Origin of the sequence: Streptococcus suis (assembly GCF_019794555.1) — a bacterium.
GTDB classification, from domain to species: Bacteria; Bacillota; Bacilli; order Lactobacillales; family Streptococcaceae; genus Streptococcus; species Streptococcus suis_AB.
Window position 1 is genome coordinate 99,737 of the sequence record NZ_JAIMEP010000005.1, and the last position, 22,741, is coordinate 122,477.

The 22,741-nt window shown below is 42.6% G+C and carries 32 protein-coding genes; 31 read left to right on the top strand and 1 reads right to left on the bottom strand.

Translation table 11 applies throughout. The features are described 5' to 3' along the window. Positions 1–144 precede the first annotated feature (144 nt). Positions 145–1,833: an arginine--tRNA ligase gene (gene argS, locus K6V48_RS03565; protein ID WP_172017277.1), complete on the bottom strand. Its 1,689-nt coding sequence runs from the start codon at positions 1,831–1,833 to the stop codon at positions 145–147. 107 nt (positions 1,834–1,940) lie between these two features. On the opposite strand from argS, the gene argR reads away from it, so the two are divergent. The 31 genes from argR (at position 1,941) to rplO (ending at position 22,732) form a co-directional block, all read left to right on the top strand. Beyond that, positions 1,941–2,378 (top strand): arginine repressor, encoded by a 438-nt coding sequence (gene argR / locus K6V48_RS03570; RefSeq protein WP_024391296.1) that lies wholly within the window; start codon positions 1,941–1,943, stop codon positions 2,376–2,378. Positions 2,379–2,401: 23 nt separating this feature from the next. Continuing rightward, positions 2,402–4,942, top strand: coding sequence for a DNA mismatch repair protein MutS (gene mutS, locus K6V48_RS03575; protein ID WP_222368034.1), 2,541 nt, complete (start codon positions 2,402–2,404; stop codon positions 4,940–4,942). A gap of 227 nt (positions 4,943–5,169) precedes the next feature. Beyond that, entirely contained in the window at positions 5,170–5,613 is a 444-nt protein-coding gene (locus K6V48_RS03580) for a LytTR family DNA-binding domain-containing protein (protein ID WP_222368037.1), read from the top strand. After that, a complete protein-coding gene (locus K6V48_RS03585) occupies positions 5,610–6,050 on the top strand; it encodes a DUF3021 domain-containing protein (RefSeq protein ID WP_172071317.1) in 441 nt (146 codons plus the stop codon). The genes K6V48_RS03580 and K6V48_RS03585 overlap by 4 nt, the downstream gene beginning before the upstream one ends. 197 nt (positions 6,051–6,247) lie before the next feature. After that, positions 6,248–8,419 (top strand): anaerobic ribonucleoside-triphosphate reductase, encoded by a 2,172-nt coding sequence (gene nrdD / locus K6V48_RS03590; RefSeq protein WP_172071316.1) that lies wholly within the window; start codon positions 6,248–6,250, stop codon positions 8,417–8,419. Positions 8,420–8,517: 98 nt separating this feature from the next. Then, positions 8,518–8,652: a hypothetical protein gene (locus tag K6V48_RS11790; RefSeq protein ID WP_032512061.1), complete on the top strand. Its 135-nt coding sequence runs from the start codon at positions 8,518–8,520 to the stop codon at positions 8,650–8,652. 2 nt (positions 8,653–8,654) lie between these two features. Further along, positions 8,655–9,992: a bifunctional metallophosphatase/5'-nucleotidase gene (locus tag K6V48_RS03595; protein ID WP_222368039.1), complete on the top strand. Its 1,338-nt coding sequence runs from the start codon at positions 8,655–8,657 to the stop codon at positions 9,990–9,992. Between the two features lie 12 nt (positions 9,993–10,004). Next, the gene (locus tag K6V48_RS03600; protein ID WP_222368043.1) at positions 10,005–10,970 is read left to right on the top strand and encodes a Gfo/Idh/MocA family protein; all 966 of its coding nucleotides are present in this window, start codon (positions 10,005–10,007) and stop codon (positions 10,968–10,970) included. Next, the gene (locus K6V48_RS03605; protein ID WP_222368046.1) at positions 10,918–11,436 is read left to right on the top strand and encodes a GNAT family N-acetyltransferase; all 519 of its coding nucleotides are present in this window, start codon (positions 10,918–10,920) and stop codon (positions 11,434–11,436) included. The genes K6V48_RS03600 and K6V48_RS03605 overlap by 53 nt, the downstream gene beginning before the upstream one ends. 156 nt (positions 11,437–11,592) lie before the next feature. After that, on the top strand, positions 11,593–12,150 hold the full coding sequence (gene nrdG, locus K6V48_RS03610; RefSeq protein WP_222368049.1) for an anaerobic ribonucleoside-triphosphate reductase activating protein: 558 nt from the start codon (positions 11,593–11,595) through the stop codon (positions 12,148–12,150). A 400-nt stretch (positions 12,151–12,550) separates the two neighbouring features. Further along, entirely contained in the window at positions 12,551–12,859 is a 309-nt protein-coding gene (rpsJ, locus tag K6V48_RS03615; protein ID WP_024391481.1) for a 30S ribosomal protein S10, read from the top strand. A gap of 214 nt (positions 12,860–13,073) precedes the next feature. Then, positions 13,074–13,700: a 50S ribosomal protein L3 gene (rplC, locus tag K6V48_RS03620; RefSeq protein WP_011921686.1), complete on the top strand. Its 627-nt coding sequence runs from the start codon at positions 13,074–13,076 to the stop codon at positions 13,698–13,700. A 24-nt stretch (positions 13,701–13,724) separates the two neighbouring features. Further along, positions 13,725–14,348, top strand: coding sequence for a 50S ribosomal protein L4 (gene rplD, locus K6V48_RS03625; protein ID WP_222368052.1), 624 nt, complete (start codon positions 13,725–13,727; stop codon positions 14,346–14,348). Next, positions 14,348–14,647 carry a 50S ribosomal protein L23 gene (locus K6V48_RS03630; RefSeq protein WP_004195491.1) on the top strand — a complete coding sequence of 100 codons (300 nt, stop codon included), beginning with the start codon at positions 14,348–14,350 and terminating at the stop codon, positions 14,645–14,647. Before rplD ends, K6V48_RS03630 begins: the two co-directional genes overlap by 1 nt. 17 nt (positions 14,648–14,664) lie before the next feature. Further along, a complete protein-coding gene (rplB, locus tag K6V48_RS03635; RefSeq protein WP_024391479.1) occupies positions 14,665–15,498 on the top strand; it encodes a 50S ribosomal protein L2 in 834 nt (277 codons plus the stop codon). Between the two features lie 101 nt (positions 15,499–15,599). After that, on the top strand, positions 15,600–15,881 hold the full coding sequence (gene rpsS, locus K6V48_RS03640) for a 30S ribosomal protein S19 (protein WP_000533766.1): 282 nt from the start codon (positions 15,600–15,602) through the stop codon (positions 15,879–15,881). A 17-nt stretch (positions 15,882–15,898) separates the two neighbouring features. Continuing rightward, entirely contained in the window at positions 15,899–16,243 is a 345-nt protein-coding gene (rplV, locus tag K6V48_RS03645) for a 50S ribosomal protein L22 (protein ID WP_023369052.1), read from the top strand. 12 nt (positions 16,244–16,255) lie between these two features. Then, a complete protein-coding gene (gene rpsC, locus K6V48_RS03650) occupies positions 16,256–16,909 on the top strand; it encodes a 30S ribosomal protein S3 (RefSeq protein WP_024391478.1) in 654 nt (217 codons plus the stop codon). Positions 16,910–16,912: 3 nt separating this feature from the next. Then, positions 16,913–17,326, top strand: coding sequence for a 50S ribosomal protein L16 (gene rplP / locus K6V48_RS03655; protein ID WP_024391477.1), 414 nt, complete (start codon positions 16,913–16,915; stop codon positions 17,324–17,326). 9 nt (positions 17,327–17,335) lie between these two features. Further along, positions 17,336–17,542, top strand: a complete 207-nt coding sequence (rpmC, locus tag K6V48_RS03660; protein WP_002936659.1) for a 50S ribosomal protein L29 — start codon at positions 17,336–17,338, stop codon at positions 17,540–17,542. A gap of 23 nt (positions 17,543–17,565) precedes the next feature. Beyond that, positions 17,566–17,826, top strand: a complete 261-nt coding sequence (rpsQ, locus tag K6V48_RS03665; RefSeq protein ID WP_000440801.1) for a 30S ribosomal protein S17 — start codon at positions 17,566–17,568, stop codon at positions 17,824–17,826. Between the two features lie 24 nt (positions 17,827–17,850). After that, positions 17,851–18,219, top strand: a complete 369-nt coding sequence (gene rplN / locus K6V48_RS03670; protein WP_002936658.1) for a 50S ribosomal protein L14 — start codon at positions 17,851–17,853, stop codon at positions 18,217–18,219. Positions 18,220–18,401: 182 nt separating this feature from the next. Then, the gene (gene rplX, locus K6V48_RS03675; RefSeq protein ID WP_024391476.1) at positions 18,402–18,707 is read left to right on the top strand and encodes a 50S ribosomal protein L24; all 306 of its coding nucleotides are present in this window, start codon (positions 18,402–18,404) and stop codon (positions 18,705–18,707) included. A 23-nt stretch (positions 18,708–18,730) separates the two neighbouring features. Beyond that, complete coding sequence (rplE, locus tag K6V48_RS03680) at positions 18,731–19,273, top strand: 50S ribosomal protein L5 (protein ID WP_018377731.1); 543 nt, start codon at positions 18,731–18,733, stop codon at positions 19,271–19,273. Between the two features lie 14 nt (positions 19,274–19,287). Further along, positions 19,288–19,473 carry a type Z 30S ribosomal protein S14 gene (locus K6V48_RS03685; RefSeq protein ID WP_002936651.1) on the top strand — a complete coding sequence of 62 codons (186 nt, stop codon included), beginning with the start codon at positions 19,288–19,290 and terminating at the stop codon, positions 19,471–19,473. 218 nt (positions 19,474–19,691) lie between these two features. Then, positions 19,692–20,090: a 30S ribosomal protein S8 gene (gene rpsH, locus K6V48_RS03690; protein ID WP_024391475.1), complete on the top strand. Its 399-nt coding sequence runs from the start codon at positions 19,692–19,694 to the stop codon at positions 20,088–20,090. Between the two features lie 380 nt (positions 20,091–20,470). Further along, a complete protein-coding gene (rplF, locus tag K6V48_RS03695; protein WP_002936644.1) occupies positions 20,471–21,007 on the top strand; it encodes a 50S ribosomal protein L6 in 537 nt (178 codons plus the stop codon). Between the two features lie 88 nt (positions 21,008–21,095). Then, on the top strand, positions 21,096–21,452 hold the full coding sequence (gene rplR / locus K6V48_RS03700; protein ID WP_002936641.1) for a 50S ribosomal protein L18: 357 nt from the start codon (positions 21,096–21,098) through the stop codon (positions 21,450–21,452). An 18-nt stretch (positions 21,453–21,470) separates the two neighbouring features. Beyond that, positions 21,471–21,965, top strand: coding sequence for a 30S ribosomal protein S5 (gene rpsE / locus K6V48_RS03705; protein WP_024391473.1), 495 nt, complete (start codon positions 21,471–21,473; stop codon positions 21,963–21,965). A gap of 14 nt (positions 21,966–21,979) precedes the next feature. After that, entirely contained in the window at positions 21,980–22,162 is a 183-nt protein-coding gene (gene rpmD / locus K6V48_RS03710) for a 50S ribosomal protein L30 (protein ID WP_024383066.1), read from the top strand. Between the two features lie 129 nt (positions 22,163–22,291). Further along, positions 22,292–22,732, top strand: coding sequence for a 50S ribosomal protein L15 (gene rplO / locus K6V48_RS03715; protein WP_002936637.1), 441 nt, complete (start codon positions 22,292–22,294; stop codon positions 22,730–22,732). Positions 22,733–22,741: the final 9 nt, after the last annotated feature.

A 22,741-nucleotide genomic window follows, 5' to 3' on the forward strand; every position in this document is an offset into this window, starting at 1 on the left:
GCAAACTAAACGACTATATCTATTTATTCGTAACGCCGAAAGCATTTACTTATAGAAATCAAGTTAAACTCCAACCAATAATTCGGCCAGAAGCTGGTATCGGAGGGGTAGAAAAAAGCCTCGGCTGGTGGCCGAAGGCTTTGATTACATTTTTTCTGGAGCTTTTACACCGAGGAGGCGAAGCGCTTCTTTAAGAACTACACCAGTTGCATAGGCTAGTGCTAGACGGCTATCACGCTCTGGGCTTTCATCCAAGATACGCGTGTGAGCGTAGTATTTGTTGAAGGATTGAGCCAGATTGATAGCATACTTAGCAACAAGTGAAGGGTCAAATTTATCACCAGCACGTTCAACAACATGTGAGAAGTTTTGGATATGTTTGATAATTTCCCAGCTCTCTGCGTCGGCTAGTTTGTAGTTGTTTTCTGCGCTTGGAACAAAGTTTGCTTTGCGCAAGATAGACTGGATACGGGCGTATGCGTATTGCACATAAGGACCTGTCTCACCTTCAAAGGAGACCATAGCCTCTAAATCGAAGTCGTAGCCGTTGTCACGGTCGGTTTTTAGATCGAAGAACTTAACAGCACCGACACCAACTGCATGAGCCACCTCTTCCTTGTTCTCAAGATTAGGATTTTTGGCTTCAATTTGTGAAAGTGCGCGAGAAATTGCTTCATCCAAGGTTGGTTCGAGCAGGATGATGTTCCCTTTACGAGTAGAGAGCTTTTTCTTGTCTTTGGTAACGAGACCGAAAGTGATATGGGTCATATCGTCGCTCCAATCAAATCCCATTTCCTTAAGAACAGCTTTCAACTGTTTGAAATGGTTGATTTGCTCTTGACCAACGACGTAGATACTTTTCACAAAGTCATAGGTGCGTTTGCGGTACATTGCTGTTGCCATATCGCGCGTAATGTAGAGGGTTGCACCGTCTGTTTTTCTGATAAGAGCAGGTGGAAGGTTGTAACTTTCAAGGTCAACAATTTGAGCACCTTTAGATTCTTGAAGAAGACCTTTTTCTTCTAAGATTTGGATACCCTCGTCCATCTTATCGTTATAGAAAGCTTCACCATTGAAGCTGTCGAAGTGGACGTCTAGTTTTTCATAGATACGGTTGAATTCAACCAAACTTTCATCACGGAACCATTGCCACAATTCCAAGGCTTCTTGGTCGCCATCTTCCAATTTTTTGAACCATTGGCGTGCTTCTTCATCCAACTCAGGTTTTTCTTCGGCCTCAGCGTTGATACGAACGTAGAGTTTGAGGAGTTCTGAGATTGGATCTGCCTCGACAGCAGCCTTGTCCCCCCACAGTTTGTAGGCAACAATCAGCATACCGAATTGTTTTCCCCAGTCACCCAAGTGGTTGATGCGGATTGGCTTGTAGCCAAGCTTTTCGTGGATGTTAGCAAGGGCATCACCGATAACGGTTGAGCGCAAATGTCCAACTGAGAATGGTTTTGCAATGTTTGGACTTGACATATCGATGGTAACATTGCGACTTTGACCGATATTGAGCTGACCATACTGATCTTTTTCAGCAATCACCTCTGTCAAGACTTGGTGGGAAATAGCATCCTTATCCAAGAAGAAGTTGACATAAGGACCCGTTGCAACAACTTTCTCAAAGCCAGTTGTGTCAATCTTTTCCACGATATCCGTTGCAATAGCCTGTGGCGCTTTTCGCTCCACTTTTGCAAGTGAGAAGGCAGGAAAAGCAACGTCACCCATTTCTGATGATTTTGGTTTTTCGAGTAATGAATAAATCGTCTCAATGTCTAATTGAGGAAGGACAGCAGATAATTTTTCTGCTACCGTTTGTTTATGATCCATAAAAAAATCCCTCCAAGAGTTATTGATTCTATTTTATCATAATTCTAGGTCAATAGTTGGGAAAAATGTTATAATATTTCTATAAATATACATTTTGAGGTACAAGTATGAATAAATTAGAGAGGCATGAATTGATTAAGTCAATGATTCGGCAAGGTAAGGTTGGCCGTCAAATTGACATTCAATTATGGTTGGAAGAACAGGGAATATCCGTAACACAGACGACCTTGTCACGAGATTTGAGAGAATTGGGTGTTGTAAAAGTTCACGAATCTGGAGAGTCCTTTTATGCACTAGGAGAGGATGATAGTCAAGTTCATTTTTGTCAATTACTAGCCCAATATACGAAAAGTGTAAACCGAGCTAGTTTTATCCTGGTTTTACATTCGGAACTAGGGGAAGCGGCCTTGATGGCCAATATTATTGATGAAGAGAAACCAGAGACCATTTTAGGAACCGTAGCTGGTGCGGATACCTTATTGGTCATCTGTAAAGATGATCTTTCTGCTCAACGTGTTGAGGAAGAAATAAATAGTTTCTTGTAATCGTTAGAATGAGAGAATAATTGATGGCAACAGAAAAAATTTCTCCAGGAATGCAACAGTATCTGGATATAAAAGCACAATATCCAGATGCTTTTTTGCTTTTTCGTATGGGAGACTTTTATGAGTTATTTTATGAAGATGCGGTAGAGGCGGCGCAAATTTTGGAATTGTCCTTGACCAGTCGGAATAAGAATGCGGAAAATCCGATTCCTATGGCGGGGGTACCGTATCACGCGGCACAACAGTATATCGACACACTTGTTGAACTGGGGCATAAGGTCGCTATAGCTGAGCAGATGGAAGATCCTAAGCAGGCAGTCGGCGTGGTCAAGCGGGAAGTAGTGCAGGTCATTACTCCTGGTACGGTAACAGACTCGTCCAAAATGGGAGCAGACAGTAACTATTTAGTTGCGATTGACCGTCAGGGAGTGCAGTTCGCGCTTTCTTATATGGATGTGTCAACAGGTCAGTTCTTTGTGACTAGTTTGGATGATTTTACCAGTCTTTGCGGTGAAATCCGTAACCTACGGGCTCGTGAATTGGTCATCGGATATGCCCTGTCAGAGGAGGAAGAGCAAGTTTTCTCTAATCAGATGAATTTACTCTTATCTTTTGAGGATGGGGTGACCGAGGATGTCCAATTGGTTGATAACTCCTTGACAGACTTGGAAAAGGCTGCGGCGGGTAAACTCCTCAGCTACCTACATCGGACTCAGATGCGAGATCTGAGCCACTTGCAAAAGGTGGTCCATTATGAAATCAAGGACTATCTGCAAATGGACTATGCAACCAAGTCTAGTCTGGACCTGCTTGAAAACGGTCGGACAGGCAAGAAGCATGGTAGTTTGTACTGGTTGTTAGACGAAACTAAGACAGCCATGGGTATGCGACTATTGCGGACATGGATTGATCGTCCCTTGATTGACCTTAAGCGGATTGAGAATCGTCAGGCTGTCGTTCAGGTTTTTCTGGATTACTTCTTTGAACGGAGTGACTTGGTCGAGGCTTTAAAAGGTGTCTATGACATCGAACGTTTGGCCAGCCGGGTGTCTTTTGGAAAAACCATGCCCAAGGATCTCTTGCAGCTCTCTCAGACTCTGGGAAATATCCCAGCAATCAAGAATATCTTGCTACAAATCAATGAGCCTGCTCTAGGCAATCTGGTAGCTGGATTGGACCCAATCCCAGAACTGCACGCTCTCATCAGCTCTGCTATTGACCCAGAAGCCCAAGGGACCATCACAGATGGAAACATCATCCGTACAGGCTTTGACGAAACGCTGGATCAGTATCGTCTGGTCATGCGTGAGGGAGCGGGTTGGATTGCGGAGATTGAGGCTAAGGAGCGTGAAGCGTCTGGTATCAACAATCTTAAGATTGATTACAATAAAAAAGACGGTTACTATTTCCATGTGACCAATTCCAATCTGGGCAATGTGCCGGACCATTTTTTCCGTAAGGCGACCTTGAAAAACTCGGAGCGCTATGGAACGGAAGAGTTGGCTAAGATCGAAGGGCAGATGTTGGAGGCGCGTGATAAGTCTGCTAATTTGGAGTACGAGATTTTCATGCGGATTCGCCAAGAGGTTGAGAAGTATATCGGTCGCTTGCAGAAGCTGGCTCGGACTATTGCAACCATCGATGTTTTGCAGGCCTTTGCAGTTGTGGCGGAGCAGCAACATTTGGTTTGTCCACGCTTCACAGATCAAAGAGAACTGACCATTGACCGTGGTCGTCATGCGGTGGTGGAGAAGGTCATGGGCAAGCAGACCTATATTCCCAACTCTATTCACTTGAATACCGATACGCATATGCAACTGATTACAGGTCCAAACATGAGTGGTAAGTCTACCTATATGCGGCAGTTGGCGGTTATCGTCATCATGGCGCAGATGGGTTCCTATGTGCCAGCGGATCAGGCTGAATTACCGATTTTCGATGCTATTTTCACCCGAATTGGGGCGGCAGACGACTTGGTTAGTGGTCAATCGACCTTCATGGTCGAAATGATGGAGGCCAATAAGGCGGTCCGTCTGGCGACAGATCGGTCGCTCATCCTCTTTGATGAGTTGGGACGAGGAACGGCCACCTATGACGGTATGGCCCTGGCCCAGTCTATCATCGAGTATATCCACGACAAAATTGGAGCTAAGACTCTCTTTGCCACCCACTACCATGAGTTGACAGACCTTAGCCAGACCTTGGAACACTTAGAGAATGTCCATGTATCGACCTTGGAGAAGGACGGCCAAGTCACCTTCCTCCACAAGATTGCACAAGGCCCAGCTGACAAGTCCTACGGGATTCATGTGGCTAAGATTGCGGGAATGCCAGAGGAACTATTGGAGCGGGCGGATAGGATTTTGCAGACACTTGAAAACCAAGCTCCTACTGCACCAACTCACCTAGCTCCGACAGTTGTAGAAGAGCCGTCAGGTCAACTTGATCTCTTCGCAGACACGCCTTCTCACCCAGTCCTTGATGAGCTGGCAAAACTAGACATTTACAATATGACCCCTATGGAAGTCATGATGGCGGTGGCGGAGTTGAAGAAGAAATTATAATATAGTCATTTAGTTTGCTTTATTACTTCGTTAACTCACTTTGCCGTACTCCAGTACTGTCTGCAGCTCGTTGCCTAGTACTAAAAGCAAACTAAATGACTATACAATGAAAGTCAGGACAGCTGTTCTGGCTTTTTTGCCGTTTAGCTTAAGTAATCAACCATATAGGCAAAAGCCCTTGAAACCAGTAAAGAAATGGTGTTTAATAGGGACAGAAAGGAGAGGATATGAAAGTAAAACTAGATATTTCTTCAGAAATTTTAGAAGATATGGTGACAATTGAAGCCCAGTCTATGTCTGAGCAAATTGCTCACTTGGTGACCTATATTCAGAATTTAGACAAGAGAACTACCAGTCTGACTGTAAAGAAAGGAGGGCAGATTTACCTTGTAGATTACGCTAGTATTGTAAGGTTATATCTGGAATACAAAATCTTACAGGTGGAAACTGAGGAGGATTCCTTTACTTCCAATCTACGCTTGTATCAGGTCAAAGATATGCTTCCTGTACACTTTTTGCAAATTTCTCAATCGGAAATTATCAATATTAGGCAACTGGACCACCTCAAACTGACCCCAAACGGTCTGGTCAAACTATTTATGAAAAATGGCTCCATCACCTATTCATCCCGTCGTTATTTAAAAACTATCAAAGAAAGGTTAGGATTATGAAAAAATATCTCTTATCGGCATCTATGGGTGTCACCATTGGCAGTTTTATTTCAATCATCATGGCAAGTTTCTTTGGCGGAGGCTACTACTTGCCGGTCAATCCCTATTCGACTATGGGAGCTATCTACCTGGCGCGGTTTTCGCAGCCGATGGTTATGCTGATCTCAGTCCTTATTTGGGGGGCAATTGGTGTCCTCTTCCAAGCTGCGGACAAGATTTTTGAGCAAGATTGGAGCTTGATGCGGATGACGGCGACGCATTTTCTAGTGACAGCGATTGGCTTCACACCGCTTGCGATTTTGGCGGGCTGGTTTCCAGTCAATCTGGCAGGACTGCTCTTTTTCTGGCTCCTCTTTATCTTGATTTACGCTATGCTATTTTTCATCAATTACAAGAAAATGGAAGCCAGCGTGCAGGCCATAAACCGTCATTTATAGGTTGAGCAGGGCTCGGCTTTCCATCAAAATAAATGAAAACAAGGAGTGTAAATCTTCTTGTTTTTTCATTTCCTTCCAGAAAATATAAACTATATATTGTGTTTAAAAATAAAGAATCATTTTTTTGCCACAAGATATTGATTTTTAAAATTCAAAGTGCTAGACTATAAGGAGTGAAATATTTGGAGGTTTGTCAGATGAGAGTACAAGAAAATGTCTTGCCAAGCATAGAATTATTGGTTTTAAAGCGTGATGGACGGACAGTATCCTTTGAGCAGGATAAGATTTTTTCGGCTCTTCGGCGGGCAAACCAAGAATTAGAACATCCTGTTTCAGAAGCAGGTTTGAAAATAGTATTAGAAGCTGTTTTGACTGAAATTGGTCGCCGATTTGAGAAAGATGTTCAAATTTACGAAATTCAAACGGTCGTTGAGCAAGAATTGTTAAAAGCTCATTTGTATGATTTGGCGGAGCTTTATATTCAATATCGAACACGTCGTGATTTTCGCCGTCATCAGGCTACCGATATCAATTTTGAGATCCATAAATTATTGAGCAAGGATCAAACCGTTGTGAATGAAAATGCTAATAAAGACGCGGATGTGTTCAATACCCAACGTGACCTGACAGCAGGAATTGTCGGCAAGTCAATCGGTCTCAAATTATTGCCAGCTCATGTGGCCAACGCCCATCAAAAAGGCGACATCCACTACCACGACTTGGATTACAGCCCATATACACCAATGACCAACTGTTGTTTGATTGATTTCAAAGGAATGTTGGCACAAGGCTTCAAGATAGGAAATGCGGATGTAGAAAGTCCGAAGTCTATCCAAACAGCTACGGCTCAGATTTCACAAATCATTGCTAATGTGGCCTCAAGTCAATATGGTGGTTGCTCAGCTGACCGTATTGATGAAGTTTTGGCGCCCTATGCGGAACTCAATTACCAAAAGCATTTGAAAGACGCCAAGGATTGGGTCTTGCCAGACAAGCAAGAAGAATATGCGCGTGCAAAAACGCAAAAAGACATCTATGACGCTATGCAGTCTTTGGAGTATGAAATCAACACCCTTTTTACTTCCAATGGACAAACACCCTTTACCTCACTCGGTTTTGGGTTAGGGACATCATGGTTTGAGCGAGAAATTCAAAAAGCGATTTTGAACATTCGTATCAAGGGTCTAGGGCGCGAAGGTCGGACAGCCATCTTTCCTAAGTTGATTTTCACCGTTAAGCGTGGATTGAACTTGGAGCCAGATTCTCCAAACTATGACATCAAGCAATTGGCGATTGAATGTGCAACAAAGCGTATGTATCCAGATATGCTTTCTTATGATAAAATTGTTGAGTTGACAGGTTCCTTCAAGGTACCAATGGGCTGTCGTTCTTTCCTTCAAGGTTGGAAGGATGAAAATGGCCAAGATGTGACATCTGGTCGTATGAACCTCGGTGTCGTAACCGTCAATTTGCCACGAATTGCCATGGAGTCTGCAGGAGATAAGGATAAGTTCTGGGAAATCTTTGCAGAACGCATGGCTATTGCCAAGGATGCTCTGGTCTATCGTGTGGAACGAGTGAAAGAGGCAACTCCAGCCAATGCTCCAATTCTCTATCAATATGGGGCATTCGGCAAACGCTTGGCTAAGACAGATGCAGTAGATGAAGTCTTTAAAAATCGTCGAGCAACCGTATCTTTGGGGTACATTGGTTTGTATGAAGTCGCAACAGTATTTTACGGTGGCGAATGGGAGACCAACCCAGAGGCAAAAGAATTCACGGTAGATATTATCAAGAAAATGAAAGCCTTGGTTGAAGATTGGTCGGATGAATATGGTTATCATTTTTCAGTTTATTCGACACCATCTGAAAGCCTGACAGACCGCTTCTGCCGTATGGATACAGAGAAATTTGGCATCGTTAAGGACATTACGGATAAAGAGTATTACACTAATAGTTTCCACTATGATGTACGCAAAAATCCAACACCGTTTGAAAAACTGGATTTTGAGAAAATTTATCCTGCTGTAGGTGCTAGTGGTGGATTTATCCATTACTGTGAATACCCTGTACTGCAACAAAATCCAAAGGCTTTGGAAGCTGTTTGGGACTATGCCTATGACCGTGTTGGTTACTTGGGAACCAATACTCCGATTGACCATTGTTACGCCTGCGATTTTGAAGGTGATTTTGAGCCAACAGAGCGTGGTTTCAAGTGTCCAAATTGCGGAAATAGCGATCCTAAGTCGGTGGATGTTGTTAAACGAACTTGTGGATATCTAGGCAATCCGCAAGCCCGTCCGATGGTAAAAGGCCGTCACAAGGAAATTTCAGCGCGTGTGAAACACATGAACGGGTCAAGTTTGTAAATCATAAATAAACAAGATAGGACTTCCACAGTTCCAGGTAGCTGTGGAAGTTTGTTATAAATGAACACAGGTTCGAAAATGAAAATGGGGTGAAAAGAATGGGAAAATATCAACTAGACGATAAGGGCAAGGCGCTTGTTGAGCGCTATCATGAGAAAAATTCTAACGTGAAGCAGGACAAGAAGTCTCGCGTACAAGAATTGTTAAAGCAAGCTAGAAATAAGAAGAAATAGTCATGGATTTTAAAGACATCAGCATACTTCATACCAATGACATGCATTCCTATATGGAGAATTTTCCAAAGAAGGCGCAACTAATTACGGACATTCGAGCGAGCAATGAGAAAAGAGGGATTCCAACCTTTGTTTTTGACAGCGGCGACCTCTTCTCTGGAAATATTTTCTTCAATATGTACCGAGGTGTGAAGGAAATCGAATTAATGAATCAAATTGGTTGTCAGGCGATGACCTTGGGCAATCATGAATTTGACCACGGAGATGAGTTGCTTAGTCGTTTGAATGACTATGCCAAATTCCCCATTGTTTCAACCAATATTACCTATCGCAATCCGCATGAGGCTGAGGAATTGGTTCCTATTGAAGATAAGTTGATTTTTGATATAGCCGGTCAGCCTCTCCACGTTCTTGGTTTAACGACCCTAGAGACAGAAGAAGTCGCCTCTCCATCGGAAAAAGTGGTGTTTGAAGACCACAAACAGGCCTTGAAACGTGTATTAACTGAGATAGAGGAAGATGCACATATTGTTTTGCTTAGCCACTTGGGTTATGAAGAAGACCTCCGACTTGCGAGGGAATTTCCTCAGTTGAATCTTATTTTCGGGGGTCATACCCATACGATTCTATCAGCACCGAGTCGGGTTGGAAATGTCAGTATTTTTCAAGCTGGTCAGTATGGGCGTTTTCTTGGCAATCTACTACTTAGATGCTATGCGGATGGTAGTCACAAGGTCTTGTCCTATGACTTGGTGGAGATTGATAAACAAAAAAACGAAGACGAAGAGATTCGAAGAGTGATTGATCAGATGCAAGCTGAACGCAATGCACGCTTTGCACACCCCATTGCTCAGCTCCCAGCTCCCTTAGATGGAGAAAGGGACAGTATCCGTAACGGTCGATCAACTTTAGCCCCACTTATTACGCAAGCCCTATTTGAACAGGCGGTTTCTTTCGGCTATCAGCCAGACGGGGCAGTTATCAACGGTTTTGGTATCCGAACATCCCTAAGTGCAGGCCCTGTTTACTATAGTGATGTCGTCAAGGTCTTGCCCTTTTCGAAGCGCGTGCTCCTAGTCAGCATACGGGGGGAAGACTTGATTTCTAGTCTCACGACAGGCCTTCATCCGCAAGTACATGGAATTCAACGTCGAGGAAATCGCTTCTGTATCAATGGCAGAGCGGTTGAGCCAGCCAAGAACTATCGGATTGTGACCAACTCTTTTGTTTGGTCGGGTAAGGATAACTACGATGAATTTCATAAAGCTACTATCATTCGTGACTTAGGACTAGATGTGGATATTCTAAGCAATTTCTTAGAAGAAAAATTTGGAAATTAAGAGGAAATTTTCATGAAAAAGATTGGAATTGTTGGCCTGGGTGGTATTTTTCAAAAAGCCTATCTGCCATATTTGCGAACGCTATCGGGAATTGAGTGGCATCTATTTACCCGCAACCAATCAGTTCTAACAAAGATCGCGACTAGTTTGCCTCACAGCCAAACCTACACCACGGTTCAAGAGTTGGCTAACCTTGACTTAGACGGGGTCATGATCCATGTAGCCACAAAAGCCCATATGGAAATAGCAGAGCTGTTCTTGGAAAAAGGCATCCCAGTCTATATGGACAAGCCATTGACTGAGGATGTTTACCACACAGCAACCCTTTATCAATTAGCCCAATCCAAGGGTGTTTTTCTGATGGCAGGTTTTAACCGTCGCTTCGCACCCACCATTCAAAATCTAAAAAGTAAGCCCAATAAGCGAAGAATTATTGTAGAGAAGAATGAAGTCAATGACGTGGGAAGTCGAACGTTCAAACTATTTGACCTTTTTATTCATCCCTTGGATACAGCCCTTTATTTGCTGGATGACCAGCCACTTTCGGCTACGTATAGTTATCATCTTGAAAATGGGCAGCTTAGTCAGGTTTTGGTTACCTTACACAGCAAGCAAACTTCAGTACTTGCCTCAATGAATCTTCAAGCAGGTAGCCGTAGAGAGATCATGGAAGTACAGACGCCTCAGGCCACTTATCAGGTAAAAAACTTAGAAGAATTGCGCATGTATACGGCCGGCCAGGAAATACTAGAAAGTTTTGGATCTTGGGATAGCACCTTGTATAAACGAGGGTTTGAAAGCATGGTGGATGCCTTTTTAGATGCCTTGGTTACCAAGCAAAATCCAGTCAACCCTACATCCAGTTTGTTGAGCCACTGGATTTGCCATCAAATCGCACATGCTGAGCACCAGACAGGAGAATTACATGTCAATATCCCAACCGAAATTAACCTTGAGACGTCCGACACTGTCGGATAAAACCACGATTTTAGAAATGATTGCCGAGTTTAAGCAGGCAGAAAGTGCCATGGATGGTGGCTTCTACCAGATGGGTGAAGAGTATGAAAATTGGTTAGAGAAATTACAACTAGCTGAGGCTGGCCTGGCCTTGCCAGAGGGCTTTGTCCCTTATATTCAGTATGTTTCATTTGATGAAACGGGCCAAGCTGTCGGTTTTCTCAATCTACGCCTGCGACTCAATGACTTCCTGCTCAACAAGGGAGGCCATATTGGTTATTCTATCCGCCCTAGCCAACGGGGGAAAGGATTTGCTAAGAAGCAACTACATCAAGGCCTTCAGGAAGCTATTTCCAAAAACATTTCCCGAATTCTAGTGACCTGCTCACAAGAAAACGAAGCCAGTCGCAGAACGATTCTAGCCTGCGGTGGAGTCCTAGAGGATGTTCGCGAAGGGACAGAACGCTATTGGATTGAGGGAAAGTAAGAAAGGAAAGTCACGGAAGCAAAATTGGAAAGGAATAAAAGTCGGTTCGGGCACCATGGCTCGAGCTGACGGCAGCAACCGTATGGGGAATACCATCAGACATTCGTTTATCCTACAGAGGGTGGATTTCCTTTACACTTGCTCAAGGTATCAGATATGAACAATCCCAAACCACAAGAATGGAAAAGTGAGGAACTCAGTCAAGGACGCATTATCGACTATAAGGCTTTTAACTTTGTGGATGGTGAAGGTGTGCGCTGTTCCCTATACGTCAGCGGATGCATGTTCCATTGCGAAGGCTGCTACAATGTTGCAACTTGGTCTTTTAAGGCAGGCATTCCCTACACCCAAGAACTCGAAGACCGTATTATAGATGACTTATCTCAGCCCTACGTACAGGGATTGACCCTTCTCGGAGGAGAACCCTTTCTCAATACCGGGACGGTCTTACCCTTGGTCAAGCGCATTCGAAAAGAATTACCCGAAAAGGATATCTGGTCTTGGACAGGCTACACATGGGAAGAATTGATGCTGGAAACTCCAGACAAGTTGGAGTTGCTCTCGTATTTGGATATCCTAGTAGATGGCCGTTATGATCGAACCAAACGCAATCTTATGCTGCAGTTTCGCGGGTCATCCAACCAACGGATTATTGATGTCCAACAGTCCCTAAAAAAAGATAAAGTAGTACTATGGAAAGGGTTAAGAAACTGATGCTGGTTTATTCGAATACAAACTAGTAGTAGACTTTAGTCAAAAAAGTCTTGGAGTAGTATAAAAACACTAGAAGAGAGAATCCTCGAAATTTCAATTTTGAAGTACGGTACAAAATAGGAGCGGGAAAGAATTCGACCAAGTCAAAAAGAGTTCGTCAACAAGTCTTTATTTCATTGTTGGCTGATACAGAACTTTCAAAAAATTTTATTCAAAATAAAAAGCAAAACTTCTTGCATTGTTTCCGATAATTTGGTAAACTATTCTAGTGCCGTAAAAATTTACGGCTATAGCTTTGATGCAAGAGGTTGCGACACGCTCGGTTGCATTGCCACGCAACACGTGTTGGTTTTCTTGTGGAGCTAGCCTATTATTCTAAATAGACGAAAAGGAGAAAAAGATGGCAAACAAAAAAATCCGCATCCGCTTGAAAGCGTACGAACACCGTACACTTGATACAGCAGCTGCAAAAATCGTTGAAACTGCAACACGTACAGGTGCTCAAGTAGCAGGTCCAGTTCCGCTTCCAACAGAACGTAGCCTCTACACAATCATCCGTGCGACTCACAAGTATAAAGACTCTCGTGAGCAGTTCGAAATGCGTACACACAAACGTTTGGTAGACATCATTAACCCAACTCAAAAAACAGTTGATGCGTTGATGAAATTGGATCTTCCAAGTGGTGTGAACGTAGAAATTAAATTGTAATCAAGTCGCGAGGCGAAAAAGCAAGTGTTCATTTAGTAATTGAACACGGGCTGAACTCCGTGTGAAAAAGATAAAATCACCTAGACTCGTCGAGTCGTCGTCAGATTTTCCTATTTTCACTTTGAGTTTGCTGCCCTTTGTATCTTGATTTGAGCATGAAAAACGCTCGTTAAAAACTTTTTAACTATAAAATAAGAAAAGGAATATTTTTCTCATGACAAAAGGAATCTTAGGGAAAAAAGTGGGAATGACTCAAATCTTCACTGAATCTGGTGAATTTATCCCTGTTACTGTCATCGAAGCAACTCCAAACGTTGTTCTTCAAGTGAAAACAGTTGAAACTGACGGTTATGCGGCAGTTCAAGTTGGTTTTGATGACAAACGTGAAGTATTGAGCAACAAACCTGCCAAAGGCCATGTAGCTAAAGCTAACACAGCTCCTAAGCGCTTCATTCGTGAATTCAAAAACATTGAAGGCTTGGAAGTTGGACAAGAAATTACAGTTGAAACTTTCGCAGCTGGTGATGTTGTTGATGTAACTGGTACATCTAAAGGTAAAGGTTTCCAAGGTGTTATCAAACGCCATGGTCAATCACGTGGTCCTATGGCTCACGGTTCTCGTTACCACCGTCGTCCAGGTTCTATGGGTCCTGTTGCACCTAACCGTGTATTTAAAGGTAAAAACCTTGCAGGTCGCATGGGTGGTAACCGTGTAACAATCCAAAACCTTGAAGTTGTACAAGTTGTTCCAGAAAAGAACGTTATCCTTATCAAAGGTAACGTACCAGGTGCTAAGAAATCTCTTATCACTATCAAATCAGCAGTTAAAGCTGGTAAATAATAAGGAAAGGGGAAATCAGTCGAAATGGCAAACGTATCATTATTTGACCAAACTGGTAAACAAGCTGGTGAAGTAGTTCTTAACGATGCAATCTTTGGTATCGAGCCAAACCAAGCAGTTGTATTTGATGTGATCATCAGCCAACGTGCTAGCCTTCGTCAAGGTACTCACGCAGTTAAAAACCGCTCAGCAGTTTCAGGTGGCGGACGCAAACCATGGCGTCAAAAAGGAACTGGACGTGCTCGTCAAGGTTCTATTCGTTCACCACAATGGCGTGGCGGTGGCGTAGTCTTCGGACCAACTCCACGTTCATATGCGTACAAACTTCCACAAAAAGTTCGTCGCTTGGCACTTAAATCTGTTTACTCACAGAAAGTTGCTGAAAACAAATTTGTAGCTGTTAACTCACTTGAATTCACAGCTCCAAAAACTGCTGAATTTGCAAAAGTGCTTGCAGCATTGAGCATTGATTCTAAAGTCCTTGTTATTCTTGAAGAAGGCAACGAATTCGCAGCTCTTTCTGCTCGTAACATCCCAGGAGTGAAAGTTGCAACTGCAACTACTGCAAGCGTACTTGACATCGCAAATGCAGACAAACTTCTTGTAACTCAAGCAGCTATCTCTAAAATTGAGGAGGTTCTTGCATAATGAATTTGTATGATGTTATCAAAAAACCTGTCATCACAGAAAGCTCAATGGGCCAACTCGAAGCAGGCAAGTATGTATTTGAAGTTGACACTCGTGCACACAAACTCTTAATCAAACAAGCTGTTGAAGCTGCATTTGAAGGTGTTAAAGTTGCAAATGTTAACACAATCAACGTGAAACCTAAAACAAAACGCGTAGGTCGTTATGTAGGTCGCACAAACAAAGTGAAAAAAGCAATCATCACATTGGCTGCTGATTCAAAAGCGATCGAATTGTTCGCTACAGCTGACGCTGAATAATCAAAGGAGGAATTAACGTGGGTATTAAAGTTTATAAACCAACGACAAATGGCCGTCGTAACATGACTTCTTTGGACTTCGCTGAAATCACAACAAGCACTCCAGAAAAAAGCTTGCTTGTTGCATTGAAAAACAAAGCTGGTCGTAACAACAATGGTCGCATCACTGTTCGTCACCAAGGTGGCGGTCACAAACGTTTCTACCGTTTGGTAGACTTCAAACGTAACAAAGATGGCGTTGAAGCAGTTGTTAAAACAATTGAATACGATCCAAACCGTTCAGCAAACATTGCTCTTGTACACTACACAGACGGTGTGAAAGCATATATCATCGCTCCTAAAGGTCTTGAAGTTGGTCAACGCATCGTTTCAGGTCCAGAAGCGGATATCAAAGTTGGTAATGCACTTCCACTTGCAAACATCCCAGTCGGTACTGTTGTTCACAACATCGAGTTGAAACCAGGTCGCGGTGGTGAGTTGGTTCGTGCTGCTGGTGCATCTGCACAGGTTCTTGGTCAAGAAGGTAAATACGTTCTTGTTCGCCTTCAATCAGGTGAAGTTCGTATGATCCTTGGTACTTGCCGTGCTACTGTTGGTACTGTAGGTAACGAACAACATGGCCTAGTAAACCTTGGTAAAGCAGGTCGTAGCCGTTGGAAAGGTATCCGTCCAACAGTTCGCGGTTCTGTAATGAACCCTAACGATCACCCACACGGTGGTGGTGAAGGTAAAGCACCAGTTGGTCGTAAAGCACCATCTACTCCATGGGGTAAACCAGCTCTTGGTTTGAAAACTCGTAACAAGAAAGCTAAATCAGACAAACTTATTGTTCGTCGTCGCAACCAAAAGTAATTTATACTTAGTTGTTTAGCATGCTATATCATCCGCCAACTCGGTAGCCCGCATTGCGGGCAAGCCGCTGTGGTACATATTTTAAAGGAGAAAACACTAAAATGGGACGTAGTCTTAAAAAAGGACCTTTCGTCGATGAGCATTTGATGAAAAAAGTTGAAGCTCAAGCAAATGACGAAAAGAAAAAAGTAATTAAAACTTGGTCACGTCGTTCAACGATTTTCCCAAGTTTCATTGGTTATACAATTGCAGTTTACGATGGTCGTAAACACGTACCTGTATACATTCAAGAAGACATGGTAGGTCACAAACTTGGTGAATTCGCACCAACTCGTACTTACAAAGGTCATGCTGCTGACGACAAGAAAACTCGTCGTAAATAATTTAGGAGGAAAACACAATGGCAGAAATTACTTCAGCTAAAGCAACTGCTCGCACAGTACGTGTTTCACCTCGTAAATCACGTCTTGTCTTGGATAACATCCGTGGCAAAAGCGTAGCAGACGCAATCGCAATCTTGAAATTCACACCAAACAAAGCTGCAAGCATTATCGAGGGAGTTTTAAACTCAGCAATCGCTAACGCTGAAAACAACTTTGGTTTGGAAAAAGCTAACTTGGTAGTCAGCGAAGCATTCGCAAACGAAGGACCAACGTTGAAACGTTTCCGTCCACGTGCGAAAGGTTCAGCTTCACCAATCAACAAACGCACAGCTCACATCACAGTAGTTGTGGCAGAGAAATAAGGAGGTAAAAACGTGGGTCAAAAAGTACATCCAATTGGTATGCGTGTTGGCATCATCCGTGATTGGGATGCTAAATGGTATGCTGAAAAAGAATACGCGGATTACCTTCATGAAGATCTTGCAATCCGCAACTTTATCAAAAAAGAATTGGCTGATGCGTCAACATCAACAATCGAAATCGAACGTGCTGTAAACAAAGTAATCGTTTCTATCCACACTGCAAAACCAGGTATGGTTATCGGTAAAGCTGGAAGCAACGTTGATGCGCTTCGTGCTCAATTGAACAAATTGACTGGTAAACAAGTACACATCAACATCATCGAAATCAAACAACCTGATTTGGATGCACACCTTGTTGGTGAGTCAATTGCTCGTCAATTGGAGCAACGTGTGGCTTTCCGCCGTGCTCAAAAACAAGCTATCCAACGCACAATGCGCGCTGGTGCAAAAGGTATCAAAACACAAGTTTCTGGTCGTTTGAACGGTGCTGATATTGCCCGTGCAGAAGGCTATTCAGAAGGAACAGTTCCTCTTCATACACTTCGTGCGGATATCGACTATGCTTGGGAAGAAGCTTTGACAACTTACGGTAAACTAGGTGTTAAAGTTTGGATTTACCGTGGAGAAGTTCTTCCAGCTCGTAAAAACACTAAAGGAGGTAAATAACAAATGTTAGTACCTAAACGTGTAAAACACCGTCGTGAATTCCGTGGAAAAATGCGCGGTGAAGCTAAAGGTGGAAAACAAGTAGACTTTGGTCAATACGGTCTTCAAGCAACTACTAGCTCATGGATTACAAACCGCCAAATCGAAGCTGCCCGTATCGCTATGACGCGTTACATGAAACGTGGTGGTAAAGTTTGGATTAAAATCTTCCCACACAAATCATACACTGCTAAAGCTATCGGTGTACGTATGGGTTCTGGTAAAGGTGCTCCTGAAGGTTGGGTAGCTCCAGTTAAACGCGGTAAGGTTATGTTTGAAGTTGCTGGCGTTTCTGAAGAAGTCGCACGCGAAGCATTCCGCCTTGCTGGTCACAAATTGCCAGTTAAAGTTAAATTCGTAAAACGTGAAGCAGAATAAGGAGAAGACATGAAACTTCAAGAAATTAAAGATTTTGTAAAAGAACTTCGTGGCCTTTCTCAAGAAGAACTTGCTAAGAAAGAAAACGAATTGAAGAAAGAACTCTTCGAACTTCGTTTCCAAGCTGCTGCTGGTCAACTTGAGCAAACTGCTCGTTTGAACGAAGTGAAGAAACAAATTGCACGTATCAAAACTGTGCAATCTGAAACTAAATAATAGATTGGGAAAGGAGAATTTCAATGGAACGCAATAATCGTAAAGTTCTTGTTGGACGCGTAGTATCTGACAAAATGGACAAAACAATCACAGTTGTAGTTGAAACTAAACGTAACCACCCAGTCTATGGTAAACGTATTAACTACTCTAAAAAGTACAAAGCTCATGATGAAAACAATGTTGCTAAAGAAGGCGATATCGTTCGTATCATGGAAACTCGCCCACTTTCAGCTACAAAACGTTTCCGTCTTGTAGAAGTTGTGGAAGAGGCAGTTATCATTTAATCAACCTGAAAGGAGAAAATTGACATGATTCAAACAGAAACTCGTTTGAAAGTTGCTGACAACAGTGGCGCACGTGAAATCTTGACAATCAAAGTTCTTGGTGGTTCAGGACGTAAATTCGCGAACATCGGCGACATCATCGTTGCTTCAGTAAAACAAGCTACTCCTGGTGGTGCGGTTAAAAAAGGTGACGTTGTTAAAGCCGTTATCGTTCGTACTAAGACAGGTGCTCGTCGTGCTGATGGTTCATACATCAAATTCGATGAGAATGCTGCAGTTATCATCCGTGAAGACAAAAACCCTCGCGGAACTCGTATCTTTGGCCCAGTGGCACGCGAATTGCGTGACGGCGGTTTCATGAAAATCGTTTCATTGGCACCAGAAGTACTTTAATTAGATAGTTTTAGGGAATTTGTTGCAGACTAGGCAGTTTGTTGTAGATAGTACTTGGGTACATCGAAACAAACTAACGAAGTCTGTGACGGATTTAGTAAACTAGAAAACAAACTAAGTCCCCTGGTTAACAAACTAACCAGGGTGCCCATTAGGGCGTAAGAAATTATAGGAGAAATCAAATGTTTGTAAAAAAAGGCGATAAAGTTCGCGTAATCGCTGGTAAAGACAAAGGCGTTGAAGCAGTTGTCGTAACAGCACTTCCAAAAGTTAACAAAGTGATTGTTGAAGGTGTTAACATCGTTAAGAAACACCAAAAACCAAATAACGAAAACCCTCAAGGTGCAATCGTTGAAAAAGAAGCTCCAATCCATGTGTCAAACGTTCAAGTTCTTGACAAAAATGGTGTTGCTGGACGCGTTGGTTACAAATTTGTAGACGGCAAAAAAGTTCGCTACAACAAAAAATCAGGCGAAGTGCTTGATTAATCACGAAGGAAAGGAGAAGTATAATGGCAAATCGTTTAAAAGAAAAATATCTTAATGAAGTAGTTCCTGCTTTGACTGAACAATTTAACTATTCTTCAGTTATGGCTGTGCCAAAAGTTGATAAGATCGTTTTGAACATGGGTGTTGGTGATGCTGTTTCTAACGCTAAAAACCTTGAAAAAGCTGCTCAAGAGTTGGCTTTGATTTCAGGTCAAAAACCACTTATCACTAAAGCTAAGAAATCAATCGCCGGCTTCCGTCTTCGTGAGGGTGTTGCAATCGGTGCGAAAGTAACTCTTCGTGGCGAACGTATGTATGAATTCTTGGATAAATTGGTTACAGTTTCACTCCCACGTGTACGTGACTTCCACGGAGTACCAACTAAGTCATTCGACGGACGTGGTAACTACACACTTGGTGTGAAAGAACAATTGATCTTCCCAGAAATCAACTTCGACGATGTTGATAAAACTCGCGGTTTGGATATCGTTATCGTTACAACTGCTAACACTGACGAAGAATCACGTGCATTGCTTACTGGCCTTGGTATGCCGTTTGCAAAATAAGAGGGAGAGAATAAATGGCTAAAAAATCAATGATCGCTAAGAACAAACGCCCAGCTAAGTTCTCAACTCAAGCTTACACACGCTGTGAAAAATGTGGACGTCCACACTCAGTTTACCGCAAATTCAAACTTTGCCGTGTATGCTTCCGCGACTTGGCTTACCTTGGACAAATTCCGGGCGTAACGAAAGCTTCTTGGTAAAAACATGATATGAGAGCGTTGAGCTACCAAAGCAAAAATAGGAAAATTGACGAAGAGTCAACAGACTCTAGGAAATTTTATCTTTTTTGCACCGGTAGTAGCTCGAGTTCAAATTTAATTTGATACTGAAAGCAGTTCTTTCAGTTCACCCCGTCCGCTCGGACATCATTAACTAGCAAGTGACTAGATCAAACTGCTAGTAAGAGGAGAAACAACAAATGGTTATGACTGACCCAATTGCAGATTTTTTGACACGTATTCGTAATGCTAACCAAGCAAAACACGAAGTGCTTGAAGTACCTGCATCAAACATCAAAAAAGGTATTGCTACAATCCTTAAAAACGAAGGTTTTGTAAAAAACGTTGAATTCATCGAAGATGATAAACAAGGCATCATCCGTGTATTCTTGAAATACGGACCAAACGGTGAAAAAGTTATTACTAACTTGAAACGTGTTTCAAAACCAGGTCTTCGTGTTTACTCAAAACGTGAAGATATTCCTAAAGTTCTTAACGGACTTGGTATTGCAATCATCTCAACATCAGAAGGTCTTTTGACTGACAAAGAAGCTCGTCAAAAGAACGTTGGTGGTGAGGTTGTCGCATACGTTTGGTAATCTTTTAGCTTCCAATTTCGTCATGTGCCTGTGTTAGAGCGTCTTGACATACTCAAATATGGTCTGCGTCGCTCTGCCTTGCCTCATTTAGAAATTGAAACCTAAAAACATGCATGATACAAATGCGGGAGGACCAGTTCTTCGTGCGTGTTCAAATCTAATAATCTGATTTGAAGGTATCATGAAACCAAACTAGAACAAGATTCACTAATTGAACACGCCTACAACTCTTTGAAAAAAGATAAACTCTCCTTAGATGCTCAAGCATCAGCAGTCGCGTTTCCTATTTTTCTTTGAGTTGCTTAACGGCTTTGTATCTTGTTCACCCCGTGAAAACTAGTCGCTTGACGGCTTGATAATTTAACAGGAGAAATAAAAACATGTCACGTATTGGTAATAAAGTAATTACATTGCCTGCTGGCGTTGAGCTTGCTCAAAACAACGGCGTGGTAACTGTAAAAGGACCTAAAGGGGAATTGACTCGTGAATTCCCAACTGCTATTGAAATCCGTGTGGAAGGTACAGAAGTAACTCTTCACCGTCCAAACGATTCAAAAGAAATGAAGACTATTCACGGTACTAGCCGTGCCAACCTCAACAACATGGTTGTTGGTGTTTCTGAAGGCTTCAAAAAAGAACTTGAAATGCGTGGTGTCGGTTATCGTGCGCAATTAGCTGGTAACAAATTGACACTTGCTGTTGGTAAATCACATCCAGATGAAGTGGTTGCACCAGAAGGCATTACATTTGAAGTTCCAACACCAACACAAATCGTCGTGTCTGGTATCAACAAAGAAGTTGTTGGTCAAACAGCAGCTTACATCCGTAGCCTTCGCGCTCCTGAGCCATACAAAGGTAAAGGTATTCGTTACGTTGGTGAATTCGTTCGCCGCAAAGAAGGTAAAACAGGTAAATAATAGCTTGCTGAGGTGGCTAAGCCACCTGGCCGACTATTTCTCAAATTGTTTCGTAAGAAACAGAATCATACATTAAGAGGTGAATATTGTGATTTCAAAACCAGATAAAAACAAAATCCGCCAAAAACGCCATCGTCGCGTTCGCGGTAAAATCTCTGGAACTGCTGCTCGCCCACGTTTGAACATTTTCCGTTCTAATACAGGCATCTACGCTCAAGTGATTGATGACGTAGCGGGTGTAACGCTCGCAAGCGCTTCTACTCTTGATAAAGAAGTTTCAAAAGGTACTAAGACAGAACAAGCTGTTGTTGTAGGTAAACTCGTTGCTGAACGCGCGGTAGCTAAAGGTATTTCTGAAGTGGTCTTTGACCGCGGTGGATATCTCTATCACGGACGTGTGAAAGCTTTGGCTGAATCAGCTCGTGAAAACGGATTGAAATTCTAATAGGGAGGACACTAAGAAATGGCATTCAAAGATAACGCAGTTGAAATTGAAGAACGCGTAGTAGCCATCAACCGTGTTACAAAAGTTGTTAAAGGTGGACGTCGTCTTCGTTTCGCAGCTCTTGTGGTTGTTGGTGACCGTAACGGTCGCGTAGGTTTCGGTACTGGTAAAGCTCAAGAAGTACCAGAAGCTATCCGTAAAGCAGTTGAATCTGCTAAGAAAAACATGATTGAAGTACCAATGGTTGGTACAACAATTCCACACGAAGTTCGTTCAGAATTTGGCGGAGCTCGTGTATTGTTGAAACCTGCTGCTGAAGGTTCTGGGGTTGCTGCCGGTGGTGCAACTCGTGCCGTAATCGAATTGGCAGGTATCGCAGATGTGACTTCTAAGTCACTTGGTTCAAACACACCAATCAACATCGTTCGTGCAACTGTTGAAGGTTTGAAACAATTGAAACGTGCTGAAGAAGTGGCTGCACTTCGTGGCATCTCAGTTTCTGATTTAGCATAAGAAAGGAGATACTAATGGCTCAAATTAAAATTACTTTGACTAAGTCTCCAATCGGTCGCAAACCAGAGCAACGTAAAACAGTTGTTGCACTTGGACTTGGTAAATTGAACTCTTCAGTTGTTAAGGAAGATAACGCAGCTATTCTTGGAATGGTTAATGCTATCTCTCACTTGGTAACTGTTGAAGAAGTTAAGTAATCATACAAATAGGCTAAGTCGCATAGAAGAATCTTTGCGACTTCTAGTCCATTTTTACATAAGGCGAGTTTGTGAATGAAGACTCTTGTACTTCACAGGCGCTAGCATATAAAAGAGGAGAAAATAATAATGAAACTTCATGAATTACAACCTGCTACAGGTTCACGTAAAGTCCGCAACCGTGTAGGTCGTGGTACATCATCAGGTAACGGTAAAACATCTGGCCGTGGTCAAAAAGGTCAAAAAGCTCGTAGCGGTGGCGGTGTTCGCCCAGGTTTTGAAGGTGGACAAACTCCATTGTTCCGTCGTCTTCCAAAACGTGGCTTTACAAACATCAACGCTAAAGAATATGCGATCGTTAACCTTGATCAATTGAACGCTTTTGAAGATGGTGCAGAAGTAACACCAGTTGTGCTTATCGAAGCTGGAATCGTTAAAGCTGAAAAATCAGGAATTAAAATTCTTGGTAACGGTGAATTAACGAAGAAATTGACAGTTAAAGCTGCTAAATTCTCTAAATCAGCTGAAGAAGCAATCACTTCTAAAGGTGGCTCAGTAGAAGTCATCTAAGAGGTGGCA